Here is an 18,234-nt window from a genome sequence, read left to right as displayed (position 1 = left end):
CCGCCCCGCGAGGCGAGGCCGGTGGCGTCGGGGCTGCCGTTCGGAGGACGCGGCTCCCCGCCGTCGCGTCCCTATGACGCCGGGCTGCCGGGCACCGAGCGGCTGATCCACTTCGCCAGGAGCGGCCCGGTGATCAGCACCACGAACAGCCGCAGGGTCTGCACCGCGAGGACGAAGGAGACGTCCGCCTGGGAACCGACGGCGATGATCGCCACCGAATCGAGGCCGCCGGGGCTGGTGGCGAGGATGGCCGTGAGCAGGTCGATGGGCAGGAGCAGCGTCAGGAGGAAACCCCAGCCCGCGCAGAGCGCGATCACCGCGAAGGTCGCCGCGAGGATGCCGGGCAGGGCCGTCATGGTGAGGCGCAGCGTCTCGCGGGTGAAGCGCAGGCCGACGTACCAGCCGATGCAGGCATAGGCGAGTTCGAGGAGGGTTACCGGCAGGGCCATGCGCAGCAGGCCGGTGGCGTGCAGCACGGAGCCGAGCACCATCGGGCCGATCTGGGCGCCCGCCGGGATCCGAAGCCTGATCGCCACCAGGGCGCCGACGACGGCGACGGCGAGGGTCGCCAGGATGGAGCTCGCCTCCGAAGCTTCGCCAGCCCCCGCCGCCGCGCCGGCGGGAGCGCCCTGCATCAGGAACCGGGCCGCCAGGGAGGCCGAGAACACCACCGCCGCCACACGGACGTACTGCATGAAGGCGACGAGCCGGGGGTCCGCCCCGAAATCCTCCGCCATGGCCACCATTGCCGAGGCGCCGCCGGGCGAGGAGCCCCAGGCCGCCGTGGTGCCGGGCAGGATCCTCAGGCGGGTGAGCACCCAGCCGACGAGGCCGGAGACGGCGACGGTGACGAGGACCACGGCGACGATGAGCGGCCCGTCCTCGAACAGCGTCTGCGCGATCTGGCCGGTCACCGCGTGGGCGACGAGGCAGCCGATGAGCGATTGTGCGGCGAGGAAGCCCCAGCGGGGCACGGCGATGCGGGCCCCGGAGACGCCGAAGGCGATGGCCGCGAGCATCGGTCCGAGGAGGAGGGCCGCCGGAAACCGGGCGAGGGTCAGCCCGACGGCGAGGGCACCCGAGACCGCGACGAGCGCGCCCCAGAGACCGATGGTGCGGAGAGATGGCACGGCGGGCGTTCGGGAGAGTCCCGCCGGAGGTGGCGGGCGATCCCGGCGCTACACTCCCGGCGCCGGGCTGTCACGCGGCAAACGCCTCGTCGCGGCAGGCCAACGTCCCCTCCGGCGCGTGGGCGCGGAAGAACGCGGCGAGATGGGCAAGGCCGGCGGCCCGTGGGTCGCTCGCCCGCCACGCCAGTGCGACGGTGCGGCCCGGCCCGTCCACGTCGAAGGCGCGGATCACGGTGAGGCCGCTCGGATCGGTTTTCACCGGGGCCGCGAGCGCCGGGAGGAGCGTGTAGCCCGCCCCCGCCGCCACCATCGACCGCAGCGTCTCCAGGCTGGTGGCGTGCCGGCCCGCCGACGAGCCGGCCCCGCAGGCGGCGATGGCCTGATCCCGCAGGCAATTGCCCTCGTCCAGCAGGAGAAGGTCCGGCCCGGCGATCGAGCCCGCCGCGAGGGCGCCGCCCTTGGCCAGGGCGTGCTCCGCCGGGCAGGCGAGGTGGAACGGCTCGACGAACAGCGGCGAGAGGGAGAGGCCGCCCTGGTTCACCGGCAGGGAGACGAGGGCCGCATCGATCCGCCCCTCGCGCAGCCCATCGAGAATGTCGGCGGTGCGCGACTCGATCAGCGACAGGGACAGCAGGGGGAAGGCGGATCGCAGCGGCCGCAGGATCAGCGGGAAGAAGTACGGCCCCAGCGTCTGGATCGCCGCCAGCATGAGGCGCCCCGTGAGCGGCGAGCCGCGGCCCTCCGTCGCCAGGGCGAGGAGGCGCTGGGCCTCCGCCAGCACGGTCCGCGCCTGCCGGACGATGGCCTGTCCGGCCTCCGTCAGCAGCACCCGCCGGTTCGACCGCTCGAACAGGGTGAGGCCGAGCGCTCCCTCCAACTTGCGGACCTGCACGCTCAAGGTCGGCTGGCTGACGTTGCAGCGCTCCGCCGCCCGGCCGAAATGCCCCTCGTCGGCGACGGCGACGACGTATTCGAGGTCTCGCAGGGACAGGCCGGATAGATTCATAGGCTCAGCCTATCATAACCTTTGCGACGATGCATTTGTCAGATGGTAGGCCTGGGTCCATAACCCCACCCGCAACGGTTCCAGTGTAGGGACGTCGCCGCCGCTTCGGCCGTGACGGCCGCGAGGAGAGAGACGAATGAGCGATCAGCGCCCGATTCTGACGACCCGGCAGGGCCACCCCGTCCGCGACAACCAGAGCACGCGCACCGTCGGCGAGCGCGGCCCGGCGACCCTCGAGAACTACCAGTTCATCGAAAAGATCACCCATTTCGACCGCGAGCGGATCCCGGAGCGTGTCGTGCACGCCCGCGGCGCCGGCGCCCACGGCTGGTTCGAGGCCTACGGCAAGATCGGCGACGAGCCGGCCTCGAAGTACACCCGCGCCCGCGTCCTCAACGAGACCGGCGTGAAGACCCCGATGTTCGTGCGTTTCTCGACGGTGGCGGGCGCCAAGGAGTCGCCGGAGACCGAGCGTGACCCGCGCGGCTTCGCCGTGAAGTTCAAGACCGTCGACGGCAACTGGGACCTCGTGGGGAACAACCTCAAGGTGTTCTTCATCCGCGACGCGATCAAGTTTCCCGACATGATCCACGCCTTCAAGCCTGATCCGGTGACGAACCGGCAGGAGGCGTGGCGCTTCTTCGACTTCGTGGCTCAGCACCCCGAAGCGATCCACATGGTCACGCACCTGAAGTCGCCCTGGGGCATCCCGGCGAACTATCGCGAGATGGAAGGCTCGGGCGTCAACACCTACAAGCTGGTCAACGACCAGGGCGAGGCGGTGCTCTGCAAGTTCCACTGGATACCGAAGCAGGGCGTCCGCAACCTCACCTCGCAGCAGGCGTCCGAGATCCAGGCCAAGGATGTCGGCCACGCGACCCGCGACCTGTACGATAACATCCAGGCCGGCAACTTCCCCGAGTGGGAGTTCGCCGTGCAGATCATGCCTGACGGCCCGAACGACCACCTCTCCTTCGATCCGCTGGACGATACCAAGCTCTGGCCCGTCGAGGATTTCCCGCTGCTTCCCTGCGGCCGGATGGTCCTGGACCGGGTGCCGGACAACTTCTTCGCGGAGGTCGAGCAGTCGGCCTTCGGTACCGGCGTCCTGGTCGACGGCATCGACTTCTCGGACGACAAGATGCTCCAGGGCCGGACGCTGTCCTACTCGGACACGCAGCGTTACCGGGTCGGCGCCAACTATCTGCAACTGCCGATCAACGCGCCGCAGCCGGGCGTCAAGGTCTATTCCAACCAGCGCGACGGCCAGATGACTTACGGGGTCGATGGCACGGGCCGTAACCGGCACATCAACTACGAGCCCTCGACCCTCGGCGAGGGCCTCGCCGAGGCGCCGAAGCGCAAGGATTACCACCAGCCGGTGGAGGGTAAGCTCGGCCGTTACCAAGCCTCGCGCACCGAGGACGACTACGCCCAGGCGGGCGTGCGTTACCGGTCCTTCGAGACTTGGGAGCGTGACGACCTGATCGCTAACCTCGTGGCCGACATGAAGCAGTGCCCGGAGCCGATCCAGCTTCGGATGGTCTGGCACTTCTGGCACGCCGACGAGGATTACGGCCGTCGCGTCGCCGAGGGCGCCGGGATCGATCTGGAGAAGGCGAAGGCCCTGCCGCCGCTGCCGGGTCGTGCCGCCCCCGGCAAGCGCCTGCCGCCCGAGACCTACACGGAGTCGGCCCACAAGGTCGCCGCCGAGTAACGCAAGACCGAGGCCCGGCCCCTGGCCGGGTCACCGGAATGGAGAAGCCCCGCGCGGCAGGACCGCGCGGGGCTTCTTTCATTGTCGGATGCTGAAGTTACTACGGGCAAGAACGGCGAACGTAGCCCTTGCCGATATAGGTCTGCGTCTGCGGGTCGTAAGTCTTGAAGCGGGCGGCGCAGGCCGCGATGGCATCGCGGTCGCTGCCGCCGCTGGACACGGTCACCGTCTCCGTGGCGTAGCCTGCGGGCGCGTATCCGGCGGGGGCGTAGTAGCCAGCCGGGCCGTACTCGCTGCCGTAGTAGCCGTCATCATAGCCATAGGCCGCCGGGTAGCCGTAACCGTAGCCGCCATAGCCGCCGTAGCCGCCATAGAGGCTGCCCGCCGCGAGGCCGACACCGAAGCCGGCGAGCCCCAGGCCGATGCCGCTGCCGTAGCCGCGGCGGTACCCATAACCACGGTTGTATCCGTAGCCCCGGTTGAAGCCGTAGCCGCGATTGAAGCCGTAGCCGCGATTGAAGCCGTAGCCTGCGCCGCCGATGCCGACACCGCGATTAAAGCCGCCGGCCGCGAGGCCGCCGCGGTTGAAACCGCCGCCGCCGATGGCACCGCGGTTGAAACCACCGCCCGCGAAGCCGCCGCGGCTGAAGCCGCCGACGCTGCCGCCGGGACCGGAACCGGCGAAGCCGCCGGAGAGGGCATTGCCCTGGCCGGCCGAGGCCGCCACCGGCGCGAGGCCGATGATCAGAGCCGCCGCAGCGGCGAGGCCGAGAAATTGACGGGTCATTCAATCCACCATGAAAGGATGCTTCTTGGCGGGTGAACGCGCGAGATCGCCTTTGGATCGACCAAAAGCGTCGGCCTGCGTCGATCCGGGCCTCGCCGACTGCGCAGAACGGAGGCAATCAGCCCTTTTCAGCGGCTTTGCGCGCCCGAGCCCGATCCCACGGCGGCGACGGTGCGGGGGCGCCCGGCCGGCAACCCGAACAGGGTGGCCGCCACCGTGATCGCGGTGAACAGCGCGCCCGCGAGCCCCCATCCGCCCGTCGCCTCGTGGGCGAGGCCGAAGGCCAGGGGCCCGAGGGCCGCGAAGGCGTAGCCGATTCCCTGCGCCATCGCGGAGAGGCCCGCGGCGCTCGCCGCATCGGCGGCCCGGAGGACGATGAGGGTGAGGGCGAGGCCGAAGCAGCCGCCGACGGCGAAGCCGAGGCCGACGGAGGCGGGCAACTGGAGCACCGGAGGTCCGAAGGCCAGGAGCAGGAAGCTCGCCGCCGCCAGGGCGGGGACTCCGACCACCCAGAGCCGCTGGTCCTTCGCCTTGGCCGCGAGCATCGCCGTCACGAGGGCGCCGGGGGCTTGGCACAGGGTGACGAAGGAGGCCGTCAGCCCCGCGTGGAAGGGGTCGAGTCCTCGCCCCTGAAGCAGCAGCGGCAGCCAGCCGAACAGGATGTAGGCCAGGGAGGACTGCAACCCCATGAAGCCGGTCACCTGCCATGCCAGGGGATCGCGCAGGAGGCGCCCCGCCTCGGGCGGACGCCCCGGTCCGCTGCGGCCAGCGAAGGGAAGCCAGAGCACCGCGGCGAGGCAGGCGGGAATCGCCCACACGGCGAGCGCCCCCGGCCAGCCGCCCACCGCCGCCTCCACCGGAACCGCCGCCCCGGCCCCGGCTGCGGCGCCGAGGCAGAGCGTCATGGTGTAGAGCCCGGTCATGACGCCGCCGCTCTCCGGGAAGTCGCGCTTCACCAGGGCGGGCAGGAGGACGTTGCCGAAGCCGATGCCGAACGCGGCGATGGCGGTGCCCACGAAGAGGGCGGGCACGGTCTCGATGCCCCGGGTGGCGAGGCCGACGGCCACGAGGACCATGCCCGCGAGGACGCCGCGATCTGGCCCCAGCCGCCGGATCAGGGGCGAGGCGAGGGCGCAGGCCACGCCGAGGCAGAGTACCGGGAGCGTCGTCAGGATGGCCGCCGCCGTGGTCGAAAGCCCCGTCGCCTCGCGGATATGGGCAAGGAGCGGACCCACGGTGCTCAGGGCGGGCCGCAGGTTGAAGGCGACGAGCATCATGGCGAGGCCGAGGATCGGCCCCTGCCAGGACCGGTTCCGGCCGGGCACGCTGCGGCTTCCACCGTCCTCGGGTTTCGGATCGTGCCCGTCGGTGTCGTCGCGGGCCGCCCCGTGGCCGCCCCGCGGCTCGCGCAGCGTCACGATTCGCGCCGCCCGACCAGCGCGCAGCCGAGGCAGAGCGCCAGCATCGCCGCGAAGGGAAGGTCGCCGAACCGCGCGTACAGGGTCCCGCCGTCGAGCGGCGAGGGGAGATCCGCGTCCAATACCGTCTCCGTGTCGATGGCCGTCCGGGCGAGGATCCGCCCATGGGGATCGATCACCGCGGAAATGCCCGTATTCGCGTCACGGACAAGGGGTAAACCTTCCTCCACGGCCCGCAGGCGCGCCTGGGCGAGGTGCTGGCGCGGCCCCGGCGTGTCGCCGAACCAGCCGTCGTTCGTCACGTTCAGGATCAGGCCGGGCGTGGCCCGCGCCCCGGCAGGTGGCGTGTGCGGGCGGATCGCTCTTGGGAAGATCGCCTCGTAGCAGATCGTCGCCACCACGGGCGGCAGGCCCGGCACCGTCAGGATCCGCTGGTCGTGGGGCGAGCCGGCGGAGAAGCCGCCCGGCAGGGATACGAACTGACGCAGGCCGATGGCCCGCAACGCCCCGTCGAGGAAGCCGGGCAGGTACTCGCCGAAGGGGACCAGATGCACCTTGTCGTAGCTGTCGGTGATCGTCCCGTCGGGCTCGATCACCAGGATGGCGTTGTAGATGCGCGGGCGCTCGCCCGGCAGCGCCTCGGAGGCGCGGGCCGCGCCGGTCAGGAGGAGCTTCTTCGGCTGCAGGCCGGCCGCGATCGTCGCCAGCGCGTCGGGGTCGCGCTGCACCAGGAAGGGAAAGGCGGATTCGGGCCAGACGATATGCGTCGGCTCCGGCTCGCCCGCCGCCGGGGGCTGCCGGGTCAGGGCCACGTAGCGCTCGACGATGCCGTCACGGTTCTCCGGCCGAAACTTCGCATCCTGCGGGATGTTGGGCTGGACGAGGCGCAGGCGGACGCCCGTCACCGGTGCGTCGGCCCCGCCGATCCGCCCGGCGCCCGCCAGGGCGAGGCATGCGAGCGCCGCCGCCGCGAGGGCGGGCGGCGCGAACCGGCGCAGGACGGAGCCCCGGTCGAGGATCGTCGCCGGCGCGGCACAGATCAGCACCGCCAGGACCGTGAGTCCGTAGAGACCCAGCACCGACGCGCCCTGCATCAGCCACAGGTTCTGGCCCAGCGCCATGCCCAGCGTATTCCACGGGAAGCCGGTGAGGACGTGGCCGCGTAGCCATTCCGCCCCCGCCAGTCCGAAGCCGAGGGCAGCGACCCGCCCCGGCCCACGGCTCCACAGGAGCCCGGCCACGGAGAAGCCGGCGCCGTAGAAGAGGCCGAGCCCGAAGGGCAGGCCGATCACCCCGAGGGGGAGCGCCCAGAGGAATTCGTCGGCCTCCACGAGGAAGGCCGAGCCGAGCCACCACAGGCCCGCCGTGAGGTAGCCGAAACCCCAGGCCCAGCCCACGAGGAAGGCAGGGCCGAGGCGCCGGATCCCGGTGCGATCCGCCACGGCCCCATCCGCCAGCCAGACCGCGAGGGTCAGGGAGACCGCCAGGGCCGAGAGGAGGCCGTAGGGCGGCATCGCGGCGGCGCCCAGGGCGCCGGAGAGCCACGCCAGTCCAAGCCGCCGCCAGCCGGAAATCCCGGCGATCCGCCCCGCGACGCCTGCGGAAACGCCCCGCGCCCCGGTGCGGCCCACGGCGCCCCCGGCCCCGACCCTCACGGGCGCGGGGTCTCGGCGACCGACGGGTTGGAGGGCGGCGGCAGCGCGAGGGGGACGACCGCCGTGATGCGGGCCGGGCCCCTCTGGAAGCGGAGGCGCTTGAGGCGCCGGGGATCGGCGTCGAGCACCTCGAATTCGAGGTCGGCCGGGCCGGTGATCAACTCGCCCCGCGAGGGGACGCGCCCGGCGAGCGTGACGATCATCCCGCCGAGGGTGTCGATCTCCTCCGCCATCTCGCCCACGGCGGCGGCGAGGTCGATCCCCGTCGCCTCCGAGACCTCGGAGAGGGGGACGCGGGCGTCGGCCACGAACACGTCGCCCTCGCCCTCGACCCGTTGGACCTGGCTCGCCTCCGCCACATCGTGCTCGTCCTCGATGTCGCCGACCACGACCTCGATCAGGTCCTCGATAGAAATCAACCCATCGGTGCCGCCATACTCGTCGATGACGAGGGCCATGTGGGTTCGCGTCGCCTGCATCCGCACCAGCAGGTCGATGGCCGGCATGGAGGGCGGGACGAACAGGACCGGGCGCTGGATCCGGGCGGCAGCCAGCGTGATGGAGAGATCGACCTTGCCGAGGTCGAGGGCGCGGGGCAGGCGCGGGGTCACCCGGCGCGGGCGCGCCGCGGCGGCCTCCACGGCGACGGCCTCACCCTCGGTCGCGGCCGGCGCCGCCCGTGGGGGCGCGGCACGGCGGCTCGGCTCGGCCTTGGCGGCCAGGAAATCCACGAGGTCGCGGATGTGCACCATGCCGCGCGGGTCATCCAAGGTGTCGCCGTAGACCGGGAGGCGGGAATGCCCGGCCGTCCGGAACTGCTTGAGCAGATCGCCGAGGCTGGTCTCGTTGGAGACGGCCACGATGTCCGCACGCGGGATCATCACGTCGTCCACCCGCACCTTGTGCAGGCCCAGCACGTTCTTGAGCATCGCCCGCTCGAGGGGGGAGAGGCCCGTCTCGCTCTCGTCGGGCTCCGAAAGGGCCTCTTCCAGGCCCTCACGGAGCGTTTCCCTCGGCTTCAGGTGCAAGGCCTGAAGCAGGCGGTCGTACCAGGGCTCCCGCTGGGGGGCGTCGGCCTCGGAGGCATTCGGCGCGGCCTGGGCCGCGCCGCGACTTCGATCGTTGCTCATGTCTCTCTGATCTGGGAAGGGGTGGTCGCCCGCTCACTCGGAATAGGGATCGGGGATGCCCAGGGTCGCCAGCGCGGCGACTTCGAGGGCTTCCATGGCCTCGGCCTCGGTGTCGCCCCGTTCATGGTCCTGGCCGGCAAGGTGCAAGATTCCATGGACGAGGAGGTGGGCGAGGTGATTCTGGAGCGGCTTTCCCTGCTCGGCACTTTCGCGCACCATCGTCTCGTAGGCAAGGACAACGTCGCCCAGCGGCGTGGGACAGCCCGGCGGGACCGGCTGCGGGGCGGCCGGAAAGGACAGCACGTTCGTGGGTTTGTCCTTGCCGCGCCAGTTCTTGTTCAGATCCTGGACAGTCGCGTCGTCGGCCAGCAGGATGCTCACCTCCACGGGGCCGTCCGGCCCGTCGGGGATGGCGGCGAGCCCGGCCTCCACCGCGCGGGCCACGCATGATTCGAGGTCCGGGACGGACCCGGACCAGCGGTCGTCCTCCACCGCGATGTCGATGTCGTGCACGGCCATCACGCCAGCGGCCGCCGCCGGGGGTTGGGATTGCGGTCGGCCTCGCCCTCGCCGTGGGAGGCGCGCTCGTAGGCGGTGACGATGCGGCGGACGAGGTCGTGGCGCACCACGTCCACGTCCTTGAAGGTCACGCGTCCGATCCCCTCGACCCCGTCGAGGACCTGCACGGCCTCCACGAGGCCCGACTTCTGCCCCGGCGGCAGGTCGATCTGGCTCGGATCGCCGGTGACGATCATCCGCGATCCCTCGCCGAGGCGGGTGAGGAACATCTTCATCTGCATGGAGGTGGTGTTCTGCGCCTCGTCGAGGAGCACCACGGCGTTGGTCAGGGTCCGCCCGCGCATGAAGGCGAGGGGCGCGATCTCGATCGTGCCGGTCTCCAGCCCCCGGTCCACGTGCCGGGCCTCCATGAAGTCGTAGAGAGCGTCGTAGATCGGGCGCAGGTAGGGATCGACCTTCTCGCGCATGTCGCCGGGCAGGAAGCCGAGGCGCTCGCCCGCCTCCACGGCGGGGCGCGAGAGGATCAGCCGCTCGGCGTGCCCCTGCTCCAAGAGGGACACCGCGTGCCCCACCGCGAGCCAGGTCTTGCCCGTCCCGGCGGGCCCTTCGGCGAAGACCAGCTCGTTGCTGCGGAGCGCCTTGATGTAGGCGTCCTGCGCCTGGTTGCGGGCGCGGACGGCGCCCTTGCGCCGTGTGGCGATCTGATCGAAATGCGGCTTGTCGGCTTGCGCCGCGATCTCTGCCGCCGGGAACAGGGTGGCCTGCGCGGTCGCCTCACGGATGGCCCCGTCGACGTCGCCGAGGCTCAGCGCGCTGCCGCCGGAGCGGACCCGGGCATAGAGTTTTTGGAAGGCCCGTCGGGCCATCTCGGCGGAGTCGGCTGGCCCCTTGATGACGAGGTGATTGCCGAGCGCCGTCGCCGTGATCCCGAGGCGCCGCTCGATATGCGCGACGTTCTGATCGTACTGGCCGAAGACGAGACTCGCGAGGCGGTTGTCGTCGAAGGTCAGCGGCACCTCCACCGCCTCGTCCGCGCCGGGGCGGCCGAAACCGGGGGCCCGTCCGCGCGGAGAGCCGGCCCCGCGTCCTCCATCCGTCGCACTCAAGCGCAGCTTCTCACGATCGACGTCCTCACGCGGCGGCGGCCTCCGGAAGAAGCGCGCCGAACAGGCTGTTGGCGCCGGCCTCGGTGATCCGAACCGGCACGATCCGTCCGATATGGTCCTGCGGGGCGTCGAACTGCACTGCCAGGAGGTGCGGCGTCTTGCCTGCCACCTGCCCCGGATGGCGCCCGGCCTTCTCCACCAGAACGTCGAAGACCTGCCCCTCCGCCGATTTCTGGTAGGCGTGGCGCCGGGCGTCCAGCACGCGTTGCAGCTCGGCGAGGCGCTCGGCCATGACGGCCTCGGGCACCTGATCGCCCCACTCGGCGGCGGGCGTGCCGGGCCGGGGACTGTACTTGAACGAGAAGGCGCTCTCGAAGCCAATGTCGCGCACGAGGGTCAGCGTGTCCGCGAAGTCGGCATCCGTCTCGCCGGGGAACCCGACGATGAAGTCTGACGACAGGGCGATGTCGGGGCGGGCCGCCCGCACCCGGTCCACAAGGCGGCGGTAGGCGTCGGCCGTGTGCTTCCGGTTCATGGCGGCGAGCACCCGGTCGGAGCCCGACTGCACGGGCAGGTGCAGGTAGGGCATCAGCGCCGGGATCTCGGCGTGGGCGCGCACGAGGTCGTCGCCGAAGTCGTTCGGGTGACTGGTCGTGTAGCGGATGCGGGACAGGCCCGGGATCCGCGCGACCTCCCGGATCAGGGCGGCGAGGCTCACCGGCGCGCCGTCCGCCCCGGCCCCGTGATAGGCATTGACGTTCTGGCCGATGAGGGTGACCTCGCGGACCCCGCCGGCGGCGAGGCGGGCGGCCTCCTCCAGCACGGCGGCGGCCGGGCGCGAGACCTCCGCGCCGCGGGTGTAGGGCACCACGCAGAAGGCACAGAACTTGTCGCAGCCCTCCTGCACCGTCAGGAACGCCGACGGGCCGAGGCCCCGGCGCGCGGGCAGGTGGTCGAACTTGTCCTCGATGGGGAATTCCGTGTCGACGACCCGCCCACTGCGGGAGCGGGCGAGGAGGTCCGGCAGGCGGTGATAGCTCTGCGGGCCGACGACCACGTCCACGGCGGGCTGGCGGGCCTGGATCTCAGCGCCCTCGGCCTGGGCGACGCAGCCGGCCACGACGATTCGCGTATCGCGCCCCTCGGCCCGGCGCTCCGCCTTCAGGACGCGCAGGCGGCCGAGTTCCGAATACACCTTCTCCGCCGCCTTCTCACGGATGTGGCAGGTGTTGAGGATGATGACATCGGCATCCTCCGCGCTGTCGGCGGCGGCGTAACCTTCGGCTCCCAGGACGTCGGCCATGCGGGCCGCATCGTAGGCATTCATCTGGCAGCCGTAGGACTTGACGTAGGCTTTCTTCAACGGGCCGGGTCCGGTTCGGGGCGGGCGGGGAGCGAACAGCTCGGTACGGGGCCTCTAGCACAGAATCGCGCGGCGGTCAGGCCGCGGAGAGCCCGGCCACGGGATCGACTTCCGCCGTTACAGGAGACGGGCTCGAAGCGGTCCCGCGCGCGGGGCGCCCCGTCACCACGCCCTGGATCGCCCGGCGCACCTCCGCCTCGGCGGCGGCGGTGGCGCGCTTGCGGTCGCTGCCGGGCTCGAACACGATCGGGGTTCCCCACACGACATGCACGTCGATCGGCCCGCCCCTGACGAAGGCGGCGAGGTGGGGCGCCAGCTCCATGTCGCCGTACCATGCGATCTCGGCCCGCTCGGAGCGCACGACGGGCAATCCGTTGCGGCGGGGATAGGTGATGGCGAGCGGTTGCAGTCGCACCCGCCCGGCATCGCCCTCGCCCTGCAGGGCCGCCCGTGCGGCTCCCACCAGGGAGGAGCGGAACGGCAGCAGCCGCGTCCCGTCCCCCGTCGTGCCCTCGGCGAAGAGGACCACCAGTTCGCCGTTGGCGAGGCGATGCCCCATGGCTTGGCTGACCGTGGCGGTGGCGCCCCGGCGGGCACGGTCGATGAACAGTGTCCGCTGCATCGCGGCGAGGGAGCCGATCACCGGCCACCCGGCAATCTCGGACTTCGCCACGAAGGAAAGCGGACAAAGGGATCCGATCGCGGAGATATCGAGCCAGGAGACGTGATTCGCGAGCACGAGGGCCGCCTCGCCCGGCGCGGGGGGCGTGCCGCTCTGGGTGATCCGCACAGAGAACAGGCGCAGGAATGCCCGGTGGAACAGGACCGGCACCGCGCCGGAGGGCCGCTTCAGCACCCTCAGGATGAAGAGATGCGCCGGCGCCAGGATGCCGAAGGCGAGCGCCAGGGCGGCAACGCGCAGGGCGAGGGAGACGCGGCCCACGTGGTCAGAGGTCGGTCGCCATGGTCAGCGCGGTCGCCCGGCTGCCATCGGCCTTGCCGTAATATCCGGTGCGCGTGCCGACCTGCGTGAAGCCGAGGCGGTTGTAGAGTTTGAGGGCCGGCGCGTTTCCCTCGTCGACCTCGAGGTGGACGCGCCGCACGCCGGATTGGGCCAGCCCGTCGAGGTGCCGCCGCAGCAGCCCCCGGGAGTGGCCGCCGCCGCGCATGGCGGGGGCGATCACCACCGTGAGGATCTCCGCCTCGTCCGCCGCCCGGCGCGACAGCACGAAGCCCTGAAGCGTTCCCCCGCGCCACAGACCGTGGGCGAAGGCCGAGCGCTCGCACAGGATGCGCTCGAACTCGTGCGTGTCCCAGGGCCGGGCGAAGGCCGTGGCGTGCAGGCGGGCGAGGGCAGGGGACTGGGCGGCGTCGGTGAGAGGCGCGTAGCTGGGCGGCGGCGTCAGCGCGTCCCACCACGCCATCCACCACTCCATCGGCCAGAACGGGAAGGCGGGTCGGTTCATCGGCGTGCGACGCGGGCGTGGTCCTGCGGCCGGGCATCCGGACCGCGGAGGTAGAGGGGGCGGGGCAGGGCCTGGGTGGGATCCGCGACCATGCCGAGTTGTGCCACGGCGGCGATGTCCGGGGCATCGGTGCTGACCACGGTGGCGGTGATGCCCCGCGCGGCCAGGGCCTCCGCCAGGAGCGGTGCGCCTGACCCGACGAGGGTGACGGGTCCGGGCCCGATCCGTTCGGCCGCCTCGGCGACGGGAAGGTGGGCGGGCGCCAAGCCGTCGCCGGAGCCGGTGGTGAGGGCCTGGACGTAGACCGCCCCGTGGCGCGCATCGATGGCGGCGGCCAGCGTGCCATCGGCGACATCCGCCAGCAGGGGGGCGAGGAGGGCCGAGAGGGTGCCGACCCCGACGACGGGGCGCCCCGTGGCGAGGCCGATGGCGCGGGCCGCCGAGAGGCCGACGCGCAGCCCGGTATAGCTGCCGGGCCCGACCGTCACCGCGATCCTGTCGAGGCCCGCGAAGCCGCCCTCCACCCGGGCCAGCACACGCTCGATCAGCGGCAACAGCGCCTCGGCATGGCCGCGCGCCATCGGGAGCGATTCCCCGGCGAGGGGCTCCACGGCCCCGTCGCCGCTCACGCAGGCCGCACAGGTTTCGAGGGCTGTGTCGATGGCCAGGATTCGCACGCCGTCTCCCTTTGCGCCGACGGGCGCGGACGATGAGGCATAGAGCAGTTCCGCTCCATCGTCAGCGCCGTCGGGACGTCCTGTCCCCTGTCTCGTCGCGGGTGTGGCCGCCTTGCGCCGGCCAGCCGACGGCTCAGACCGCCTGGACCTCGCGGACCTCCGGCAGGAAGTGGCGGAACAAGTTCTGCACGCCGTGGCGCAGGGTCGCCGTCGAGGACGGGCAGCCCGAGCAGGCTCCCTTCATCTCGAGGTAGACGATGCCGTCCTTGTAGCCCCGGAAGGTGATGTCGCCGCCATCGCCCGCCACGGCGGGACGGACGCGCGTCTCGAGCAGGTCCTTGATCGTCACCACCGTGTCGTGGTCGCCCTCGTCGTAGAATTCCTCGCCCGCCTCGTCGTGGGCGGCGGCGGCCTCGCTCAGCACCGGGGCGCCGGACTGGAAATGCTCCATGATGGCGCCGAGCACGGCGGGCTTCACCTGGGGCCACTCGGACCCGTCCTCGGCCTTCGTCACGGAGATGAAGTCGTGGCCGAAATAGACGCCCGACACGCCCGGGACCGCGAAGAGCGCGGAGGCCAGCGGCGACCGGGCGGCGGCCCCGGCGTCCCGCGCCTCGAAGGTCTGATCCTGCAGCACGACCCGGCCGGGCAGGAACTTCAGGGTCGCGGGGTTCGGCGTGGCTTCTGTCTGAATGAACATCGTGAGGCTCCGCTTCACCGGTTCAAGGCCGGTGGGGAAGGACATGGCACGCCTGCGGGCGCACCACCGTCCATGTGGACCGGCCGGCGGCATTTCTCAACCGCCGGGATGCGTGCCGACCATGGCGGGGCTGCGCCAGCGCATCGTTAACCGGTGCTTAACCGGCCGGATCGATCGTCCAATTCAGGGGCGCCCTCGGACGGGACCGGTTTTCGGGACGTCGGAGAGGGCGCGGGGAAGAATTCGCGGGGCTGCGGACGCTCCCGTCGCGAATTCGGACGGAGGAGCGAGATGCAGATCAACGAACAGGCGGTGCGCGAGCGCGCCTACTTCATCTGGGAAGGCGAAGGCCGGGTCCACGGCCAGGCCGACATCCATTGGCTGCGGGCCGAGGCCGAGCTGACCGCGGCGGCGCCTGCCAAGAAGGCGGCCCGCAAGGCCGAGGGCGCCGAGAAGGTCGCCAAGCTCGCCGCGAAGGCCGCCCCGGCCGCCAAGTCGCCGGCGCCGGTCAAGTCGGCGGCCCCCGCCAAGGCCGCGACTCCGGCCACCACCGCACGCAAGGCCGCGAAGCCGAAGGCTTCGACCGCGACCGTCGCGGCGGCCTCCGCCGAGAAGGCCAAGCCGGCCCGCGCCCGCGCGGCGCTGCACTGAGGCGCCAGCCACGGCCATGAGCCCTCCCGGATCGCGCCCTGACGCGATCCGATCCAAGACCAGCGAGGCCCGCTCCGGCACCGGCGCGGGCCTCGTCCGTTCCGGAGCACGGAACGCACCCCGTGACCGCCGGTTGTCGGCGCGGGTGTGGGCGGATCGTCCGGTCCCCGAGCCAGAAGGGACGACAGGTCGTTCGATGCGCGCACTGATCTTCGATATCGACGGCACCCTTCTCGACAGTGTCGATCTCCACGCCCGCGCCTGGGCCGAGGCGTTCCGGCACTTCGGCGTCGAGGTGAAGGAGGAAGATGCCCGGCGCCAGATCGGCAAGGGCGGGGACCAGCTCATGCCGGTCTTCCTGCCGAGGGAGCGGGTCGAGGCCGAGGGCCAGGAGATCGAGGCGTATCGCTCGGACCTGTTCAAACGGAAGTATCTCGAACACGTCCGGCCGTTCCCCGGCGTGCGCGACCTGTTCGAGCGCGCCAAGGCCAAGGGTCTCGTCATCGCCCTGGCCTCGTCCGGCAAGAAGGACGAAGTGGAGCATTACCAGAAACTCCTCGGCGTGACAGATCTCGTGGACGCGGCGACGAGTTCGGACGATGCCGACCACTCGAAACCGCATCCGGACATCTTCCTGGCGGCCATCGACAAGCTCGACGGCATCGGCAAGGATGACATGATCGTGATCGGCGACACGCCCTACGACGCCGAGGCGGCCCGGAAAGCCGGGCTGCGGACCATCGGCGTCCTCTGCGGCGGCTTTCCCGAGGCCAGCCTCACGGAGGCCGGCTGCGTCGAGATTTACAAGGATCCGCAGGACCTTCTGGAGGGCTTCGACCGCTCGCCGATCCTCTCGCCGGCCTGAACGTCCGGCCGCGATGCGTCACGCCATCGCATGTTGCACTGCGGTCACGCGCTCCGATGCCGGCTATGGAAAAGTCGGCGGAGGGGCTGGCGCCGGGCCGGCGAAAGGCATATCGAGCCGCCGCCCCTGGAATTCCTCGAAGGAAGCGCCGCGCATGTCTCACCGCAGTGACGTCGCGATTGATCCTCGTTCGGCCCAACGTCCGGTGCCGCTCTCCGAGCGGATCGCCGCGGCGGTCGGTAGCCGCTCGACCCCCATCAGCCAGCTCCTTCGCCTGATGGCGGACCTCGACGCCCAGGGAGGCGACGACCGGCTGCGCCGCCTGCTGCGGATGCGGATCGGCGCTCCCCTCGACGCCTGAACGAGGCGCTTCACGGCGGTGTGAAGCAATCACGGGAAACTTGGACCATACGCTGCCCCGTCTTATTGCGAGCGTCAGCGAAGCAATCCAGGTCAGCGGGACCTAGACGAACGTTTCGAAGGCTGGGTTGCTTCGCTGATACTCGCAAAGACAGTCGAGCAGGCGACCCGCATCAAACCGAAGACGCTTTAACGCGCCCGCCGCCCCCGCGTCCCGCGCTTGCCGGGGGCGCTCCGCTTCATGCAGGCATGGTAGAGGCCGCGCCCGACCTGCTCGAGTTCGAGCCCCTTCGGATTGGGCGCCGAAAAGACTTTCGCCTTCGCCTCGGCGCGGCAGGCCGCGTCCTCCGGGCCCTGGATCGGCGGCTCGGCGAGGGCGGGGGAACAGCCCATTACGATGAGCAAGCCCGCGCAGGCCATGGCCCTGGCCGGTCCGCCACGCTCCGTCCGATTCCGCCTCATCGCGCCCGCTTCCGACCCCTGGTCGTCACAGAGATAGAACGGCGACGCGCACGGTGAAGCTTTCCTGCGCAAGGATTCGGTTAGGGAGTTCGACAGCAGACGTCATCGGTCGCCAGATCGTCGACGGCGGACGCCGATCAACATCCTGGACGTCGGGCAAAAAGAAAGCCGCCCGCAAGAACGGGCGGCTGGCGGGGAGCCTCTTCGCGCGTCCCATGCCGGGTCTGGCCCGGCGGGGCGCGCGGCGCGAGGTTCCTCGTGGCGTCTTAGCGCTTGGTCTTCGCCTTCGCCTTCCGGGCGGCGTAGCGGGCGTCGCGGAGGGCCTTCTTGGCCTCCAGCTCGGCCGACTTCCGCTCCTGGGCGGCAGCCAGTTCGGCCGCCTCGCGGGCGATCTGGGCGGCGAGTTCCGTCTCCTCGCGAAGCCGCTTCTCTTCGGCGGCCTTGCGCTCCGCCTCGAGCCGGGCCGCCTCGCGCTCGCGGGCGCGCTCGTCACGGGCGCGGGCCACTTCGGCGCGAGCCTGGGCGCGGGCCTGTACTTCCGGGTCGTCCGCCGCAGGGCGGGCCTTGAACTTGGCCAACAACGCAGCCTTGGCGTTGGCGGAATGCTCGCGACGGTCGTTGAAGTTCCTAAAGTCGAATGCGCTCATATGGCCTTTCTCTGGGTGCGTCACGCGTCTCGCGGGGACGACCGGCTTCTCAGCCGGACGGCGGAGGCAAGTTCTCGCCCCGTCCCCGGGGAGCGGAACCGCGTCGAACCATCGCTCATGCCGATGGGTCGACCGGAAGGCTTGCGTGCCCGCGAAGCATTCGGGTCGAACCAAGGATGGGATCGCGTCAGCCCTTCGCATGACCGCGCCGGATTGTGCAACCACGCCGATGCCGAATGGGAAGCGACAAAGCGACAAAAGCCGTGAAATCTTGGAAAGTTTCCGGCGACGATGCGGAAAAGCCGCAACGGTGCCATGCACAGGCGGAAAAGGCGCAGTTTCGGACTGCCGAACAGGCCTCTGCGATGACGCTTAAATGGGCAGATCCGCCGTGGATGACAAGGTGACTCACCCCGTTCGGCATGGATCGAAATCCGCGAAGGCCGCCGATTCGGTCGCCCCACCGTGTGATCCGTCACCGGCCGCGTGAGGAGCGCGCTTCGCCTAAAAATTAGGCAAAGGTGACGATGGAGCCGACGAAGCCTCGGTGGGGGATCGAATGGCGGCAGGGGAGA

19 protein-coding genes are annotated in these 18,234 nt (G+C 71.1%); 4 read left to right on the top strand and 15 right to left on the bottom strand.

Going from position 1 to position 18,234, the window contains the following annotated elements; genetic code table 11:
* Nucleotides 1-71 precede the first annotated feature (71 nt).
* Nucleotides 72-1,130 carry an AbrB family transcriptional regulator gene (locus MFF06_RS05140; protein ID WP_238201942.1) on the bottom strand — a complete coding sequence of 353 codons (1,059 nt, stop codon included), beginning with the start codon at nucleotides 1,128-1,130 and terminating at the stop codon, nucleotides 72-74.
* 70 nt (nucleotides 1,131-1,200) lie between these two features.
* Nucleotides 1,201-2,136: a LysR substrate-binding domain-containing protein gene (locus MFF06_RS05135; RefSeq protein WP_238201941.1), complete on the bottom strand. Its 936-nt coding sequence runs from the start codon at nucleotides 2,134-2,136 to the stop codon at nucleotides 1,201-1,203.
* 136 nt (nucleotides 2,137-2,272) lie between these two features.
* On the opposite strand from MFF06_RS05135, the gene MFF06_RS05130 reads away from it, so the two are divergent.
* Nucleotides 2,273-3,853: a catalase gene (locus tag MFF06_RS05130; protein WP_238201940.1), complete on the top strand. Its 1,581-nt coding sequence runs from the start codon at nucleotides 2,273-2,275 to the stop codon at nucleotides 3,851-3,853.
* 100 nt (nucleotides 3,854-3,953) lie between these two features.
* Here MFF06_RS05130 and MFF06_RS05125 read toward each other — a convergent pair whose 3' ends face one another.
* From MFF06_RS05125 to MFF06_RS05075, 11 genes are all read right to left on the bottom strand, one after another.
* A complete protein-coding gene (locus MFF06_RS05125) occupies nucleotides 3,954-4,640 on the bottom strand; it encodes a BA14K family protein (protein ID WP_238201939.1) in 687 nt (228 codons plus the stop codon).
* Nucleotides 4,641-4,768: 128 nt separating this feature from the next.
* Nucleotides 4,769-6,058 carry a CynX/NimT family MFS transporter gene (locus MFF06_RS05120; protein WP_370876606.1) on the bottom strand — a complete coding sequence of 430 codons (1,290 nt, stop codon included), beginning with the start codon at nucleotides 6,056-6,058 and terminating at the stop codon, nucleotides 4,769-4,771.
* Complete coding sequence (gene lnt, locus MFF06_RS05115) at nucleotides 6,055-7,713, bottom strand: apolipoprotein N-acyltransferase (RefSeq protein ID WP_370876605.1); 1,659 nt, start codon at nucleotides 7,711-7,713, stop codon at nucleotides 6,055-6,057. The genes MFF06_RS05120 and lnt overlap by 4 nt, the downstream gene beginning before the upstream one ends.
* Nucleotides 7,710-8,843 carry a hemolysin family protein gene (locus tag MFF06_RS05110; protein ID WP_238201938.1) on the bottom strand — a complete coding sequence of 378 codons (1,134 nt, stop codon included), beginning with the start codon at nucleotides 8,841-8,843 and terminating at the stop codon, nucleotides 7,710-7,712. Before MFF06_RS05110 ends, lnt begins: the two co-directional genes overlap by 4 nt.
* 33 nt (nucleotides 8,844-8,876) lie before the next feature.
* Nucleotides 8,877-9,362, bottom strand: coding sequence for an rRNA maturation RNase YbeY (gene ybeY / locus MFF06_RS05105; RefSeq protein WP_238201937.1), 486 nt, complete (start codon nucleotides 9,360-9,362; stop codon nucleotides 8,877-8,879).
* Nucleotides 9,362-10,468 carry a PhoH family protein gene (locus MFF06_RS05100; RefSeq protein ID WP_238201936.1) on the bottom strand — a complete coding sequence of 369 codons (1,107 nt, stop codon included), beginning with the start codon at nucleotides 10,466-10,468 and terminating at the stop codon, nucleotides 9,362-9,364. The genes ybeY and MFF06_RS05100 overlap by 1 nt, the downstream gene beginning before the upstream one ends.
* Nucleotides 10,469-10,493: 25 nt before the next feature.
* The gene (gene miaB, locus MFF06_RS05095) at nucleotides 10,494-11,831 is read right to left on the bottom strand and encodes a tRNA (N6-isopentenyl adenosine(37)-C2)-methylthiotransferase MiaB (protein WP_238201935.1); all 1,338 of its coding nucleotides are present in this window, start codon (nucleotides 11,829-11,831) and stop codon (nucleotides 10,494-10,496) included.
* A gap of 76 nt (nucleotides 11,832-11,907) precedes the next feature.
* Entirely contained in the window at nucleotides 11,908-12,774 is an 867-nt protein-coding gene (locus MFF06_RS05090) for a lysophospholipid acyltransferase family protein (protein WP_238201934.1), read from the bottom strand.
* A gap of 4 nt (nucleotides 12,775-12,778) precedes the next feature.
* Complete coding sequence (locus tag MFF06_RS05085; protein WP_238201933.1) at nucleotides 12,779-13,297, bottom strand: GNAT family N-acetyltransferase; 519 nt, start codon at nucleotides 13,295-13,297, stop codon at nucleotides 12,779-12,781.
* Nucleotides 13,294-13,974, bottom strand: coding sequence for a tRNA (adenosine(37)-N6)-threonylcarbamoyltransferase complex dimerization subunit type 1 TsaB (gene tsaB / locus MFF06_RS05080; RefSeq protein WP_238201932.1), 681 nt, complete (start codon nucleotides 13,972-13,974; stop codon nucleotides 13,294-13,296). Before tsaB ends, MFF06_RS05085 begins: the two co-directional genes overlap by 4 nt.
* A gap of 133 nt (nucleotides 13,975-14,107) precedes the next feature.
* Nucleotides 14,108-14,674, bottom strand: coding sequence for a NifU family protein (locus MFF06_RS05075; protein WP_238201931.1), 567 nt, complete (start codon nucleotides 14,672-14,674; stop codon nucleotides 14,108-14,110).
* 291 nt (nucleotides 14,675-14,965) lie between these two features.
* Between MFF06_RS05075 and MFF06_RS05070 the strand changes: the two genes are divergently transcribed.
* The 3 genes from MFF06_RS05070 to MFF06_RS05060 all read left to right on the top strand — a co-directional run bounded on the left by MFF06_RS05070 (nucleotide 14,966) and on the right by MFF06_RS05060 (nucleotide 16,551).
* Nucleotides 14,966-15,325, top strand: coding sequence for a DUF2934 domain-containing protein (locus MFF06_RS05070; RefSeq protein WP_238201930.1), 360 nt, complete (start codon nucleotides 14,966-14,968; stop codon nucleotides 15,323-15,325).
* A 196-nt stretch (nucleotides 15,326-15,521) separates the two neighbouring features.
* Nucleotides 15,522-16,190, top strand: coding sequence for an HAD family hydrolase (locus MFF06_RS05065; RefSeq protein ID WP_238201929.1), 669 nt, complete (start codon nucleotides 15,522-15,524; stop codon nucleotides 16,188-16,190).
* A 154-nt stretch (nucleotides 16,191-16,344) separates the two neighbouring features.
* A complete protein-coding gene (locus MFF06_RS05060) occupies nucleotides 16,345-16,551 on the top strand; it encodes a hypothetical protein (protein ID WP_238201928.1) in 207 nt (68 codons plus the stop codon).
* Nucleotides 16,552-16,739: 188 nt separating this feature from the next.
* On the opposite strand, the gene MFF06_RS05055 is transcribed toward MFF06_RS05060, so the two are convergent.
* Nucleotides 16,740-17,012 carry a hypothetical protein gene (locus MFF06_RS05055; protein WP_238201927.1) on the bottom strand — a complete coding sequence of 91 codons (273 nt, stop codon included), beginning with the start codon at nucleotides 17,010-17,012 and terminating at the stop codon, nucleotides 16,740-16,742.
* Between the two features lie 266 nt (nucleotides 17,013-17,278).
* Nucleotides 17,279-17,659 carry a DUF6481 family protein gene (locus MFF06_RS05050; RefSeq protein ID WP_238201926.1) on the bottom strand — a complete coding sequence of 127 codons (381 nt, stop codon included), beginning with the start codon at nucleotides 17,657-17,659 and terminating at the stop codon, nucleotides 17,279-17,281.
* Nucleotides 17,660-18,234 lie beyond the last annotated feature (575 nt).

It is taken from the genome of Methylobacterium aerolatum, from assembly GCF_022179085.1.
GTDB lineage: Bacteria > Pseudomonadota > Alphaproteobacteria > Rhizobiales > Beijerinckiaceae > Methylobacterium > Methylobacterium aerolatum.
The sequence above is the reverse complement of the archived record's forward strand: the minus strand, read 5'-3'. Positions and strand labels throughout refer to the sequence as shown.

Coding starts and splice junctions, on each gene's coding strand:
- MFF06_RS05135 (WP_238201941.1), bottom strand. CDS start 2,136: ATGAATCTATCCGGCCTGTCCCTGCGAGACCTCGAATACGTCGTCGCC.
- MFF06_RS05130 (WP_238201940.1), top strand. CDS start 2,273: ATGAGCGATCAGCGCCCGATTCTGACGACCCGGCAGGGCCACCCCGTC.
- MFF06_RS05125 (WP_238201939.1), bottom strand. CDS start 4,640: ATGACCCGTCAATTTCTCGGCCTCGCCGCTGCGGCGGCTCTGATCATC.
- MFF06_RS05110 (WP_238201938.1), bottom strand. CDS start 8,843: ATGAGCAACGATCGAAGTCGCGGCGCGGCCCAGGCCGCGCCGAATGCC.
- ybeY (WP_238201937.1), bottom strand. CDS start 9,362: ATGGCCGTGCACGACATCGACATCGCGGTGGAGGACGACCGCTGGTCC.
- MFF06_RS05085 (WP_238201933.1), bottom strand. CDS start 13,297: ATGAACCGACCCGCCTTCCCGTTCTGGCCGATGGAGTGGTGGATGGCG.
- MFF06_RS05075 (WP_238201931.1), bottom strand. CDS start 14,674: ATGTTCATTCAGACAGAAGCCACGCCGAACCCCGCGACCCTGAAGTTC.
- MFF06_RS05070 (WP_238201930.1), top strand. CDS start 14,966: ATGCAGATCAACGAACAGGCGGTGCGCGAGCGCGCCTACTTCATCTGG.
- MFF06_RS05065 (WP_238201929.1), top strand. CDS start 15,522: ATGCGCGCACTGATCTTCGATATCGACGGCACCCTTCTCGACAGTGTC.
- MFF06_RS05060 (WP_238201928.1), top strand. CDS start 16,345: ATGTCTCACCGCAGTGACGTCGCGATTGATCCTCGTTCGGCCCAACGT.
- MFF06_RS05055 (WP_238201927.1), bottom strand. CDS start 17,012: ATGAGGCGGAATCGGACGGAGCGTGGCGGACCGGCCAGGGCCATGGCC.
- MFF06_RS05050 (WP_238201926.1), bottom strand. CDS start 17,659: ATGAGCGCATTCGACTTTAGGAACTTCAACGACCGTCGCGAGCATTCC.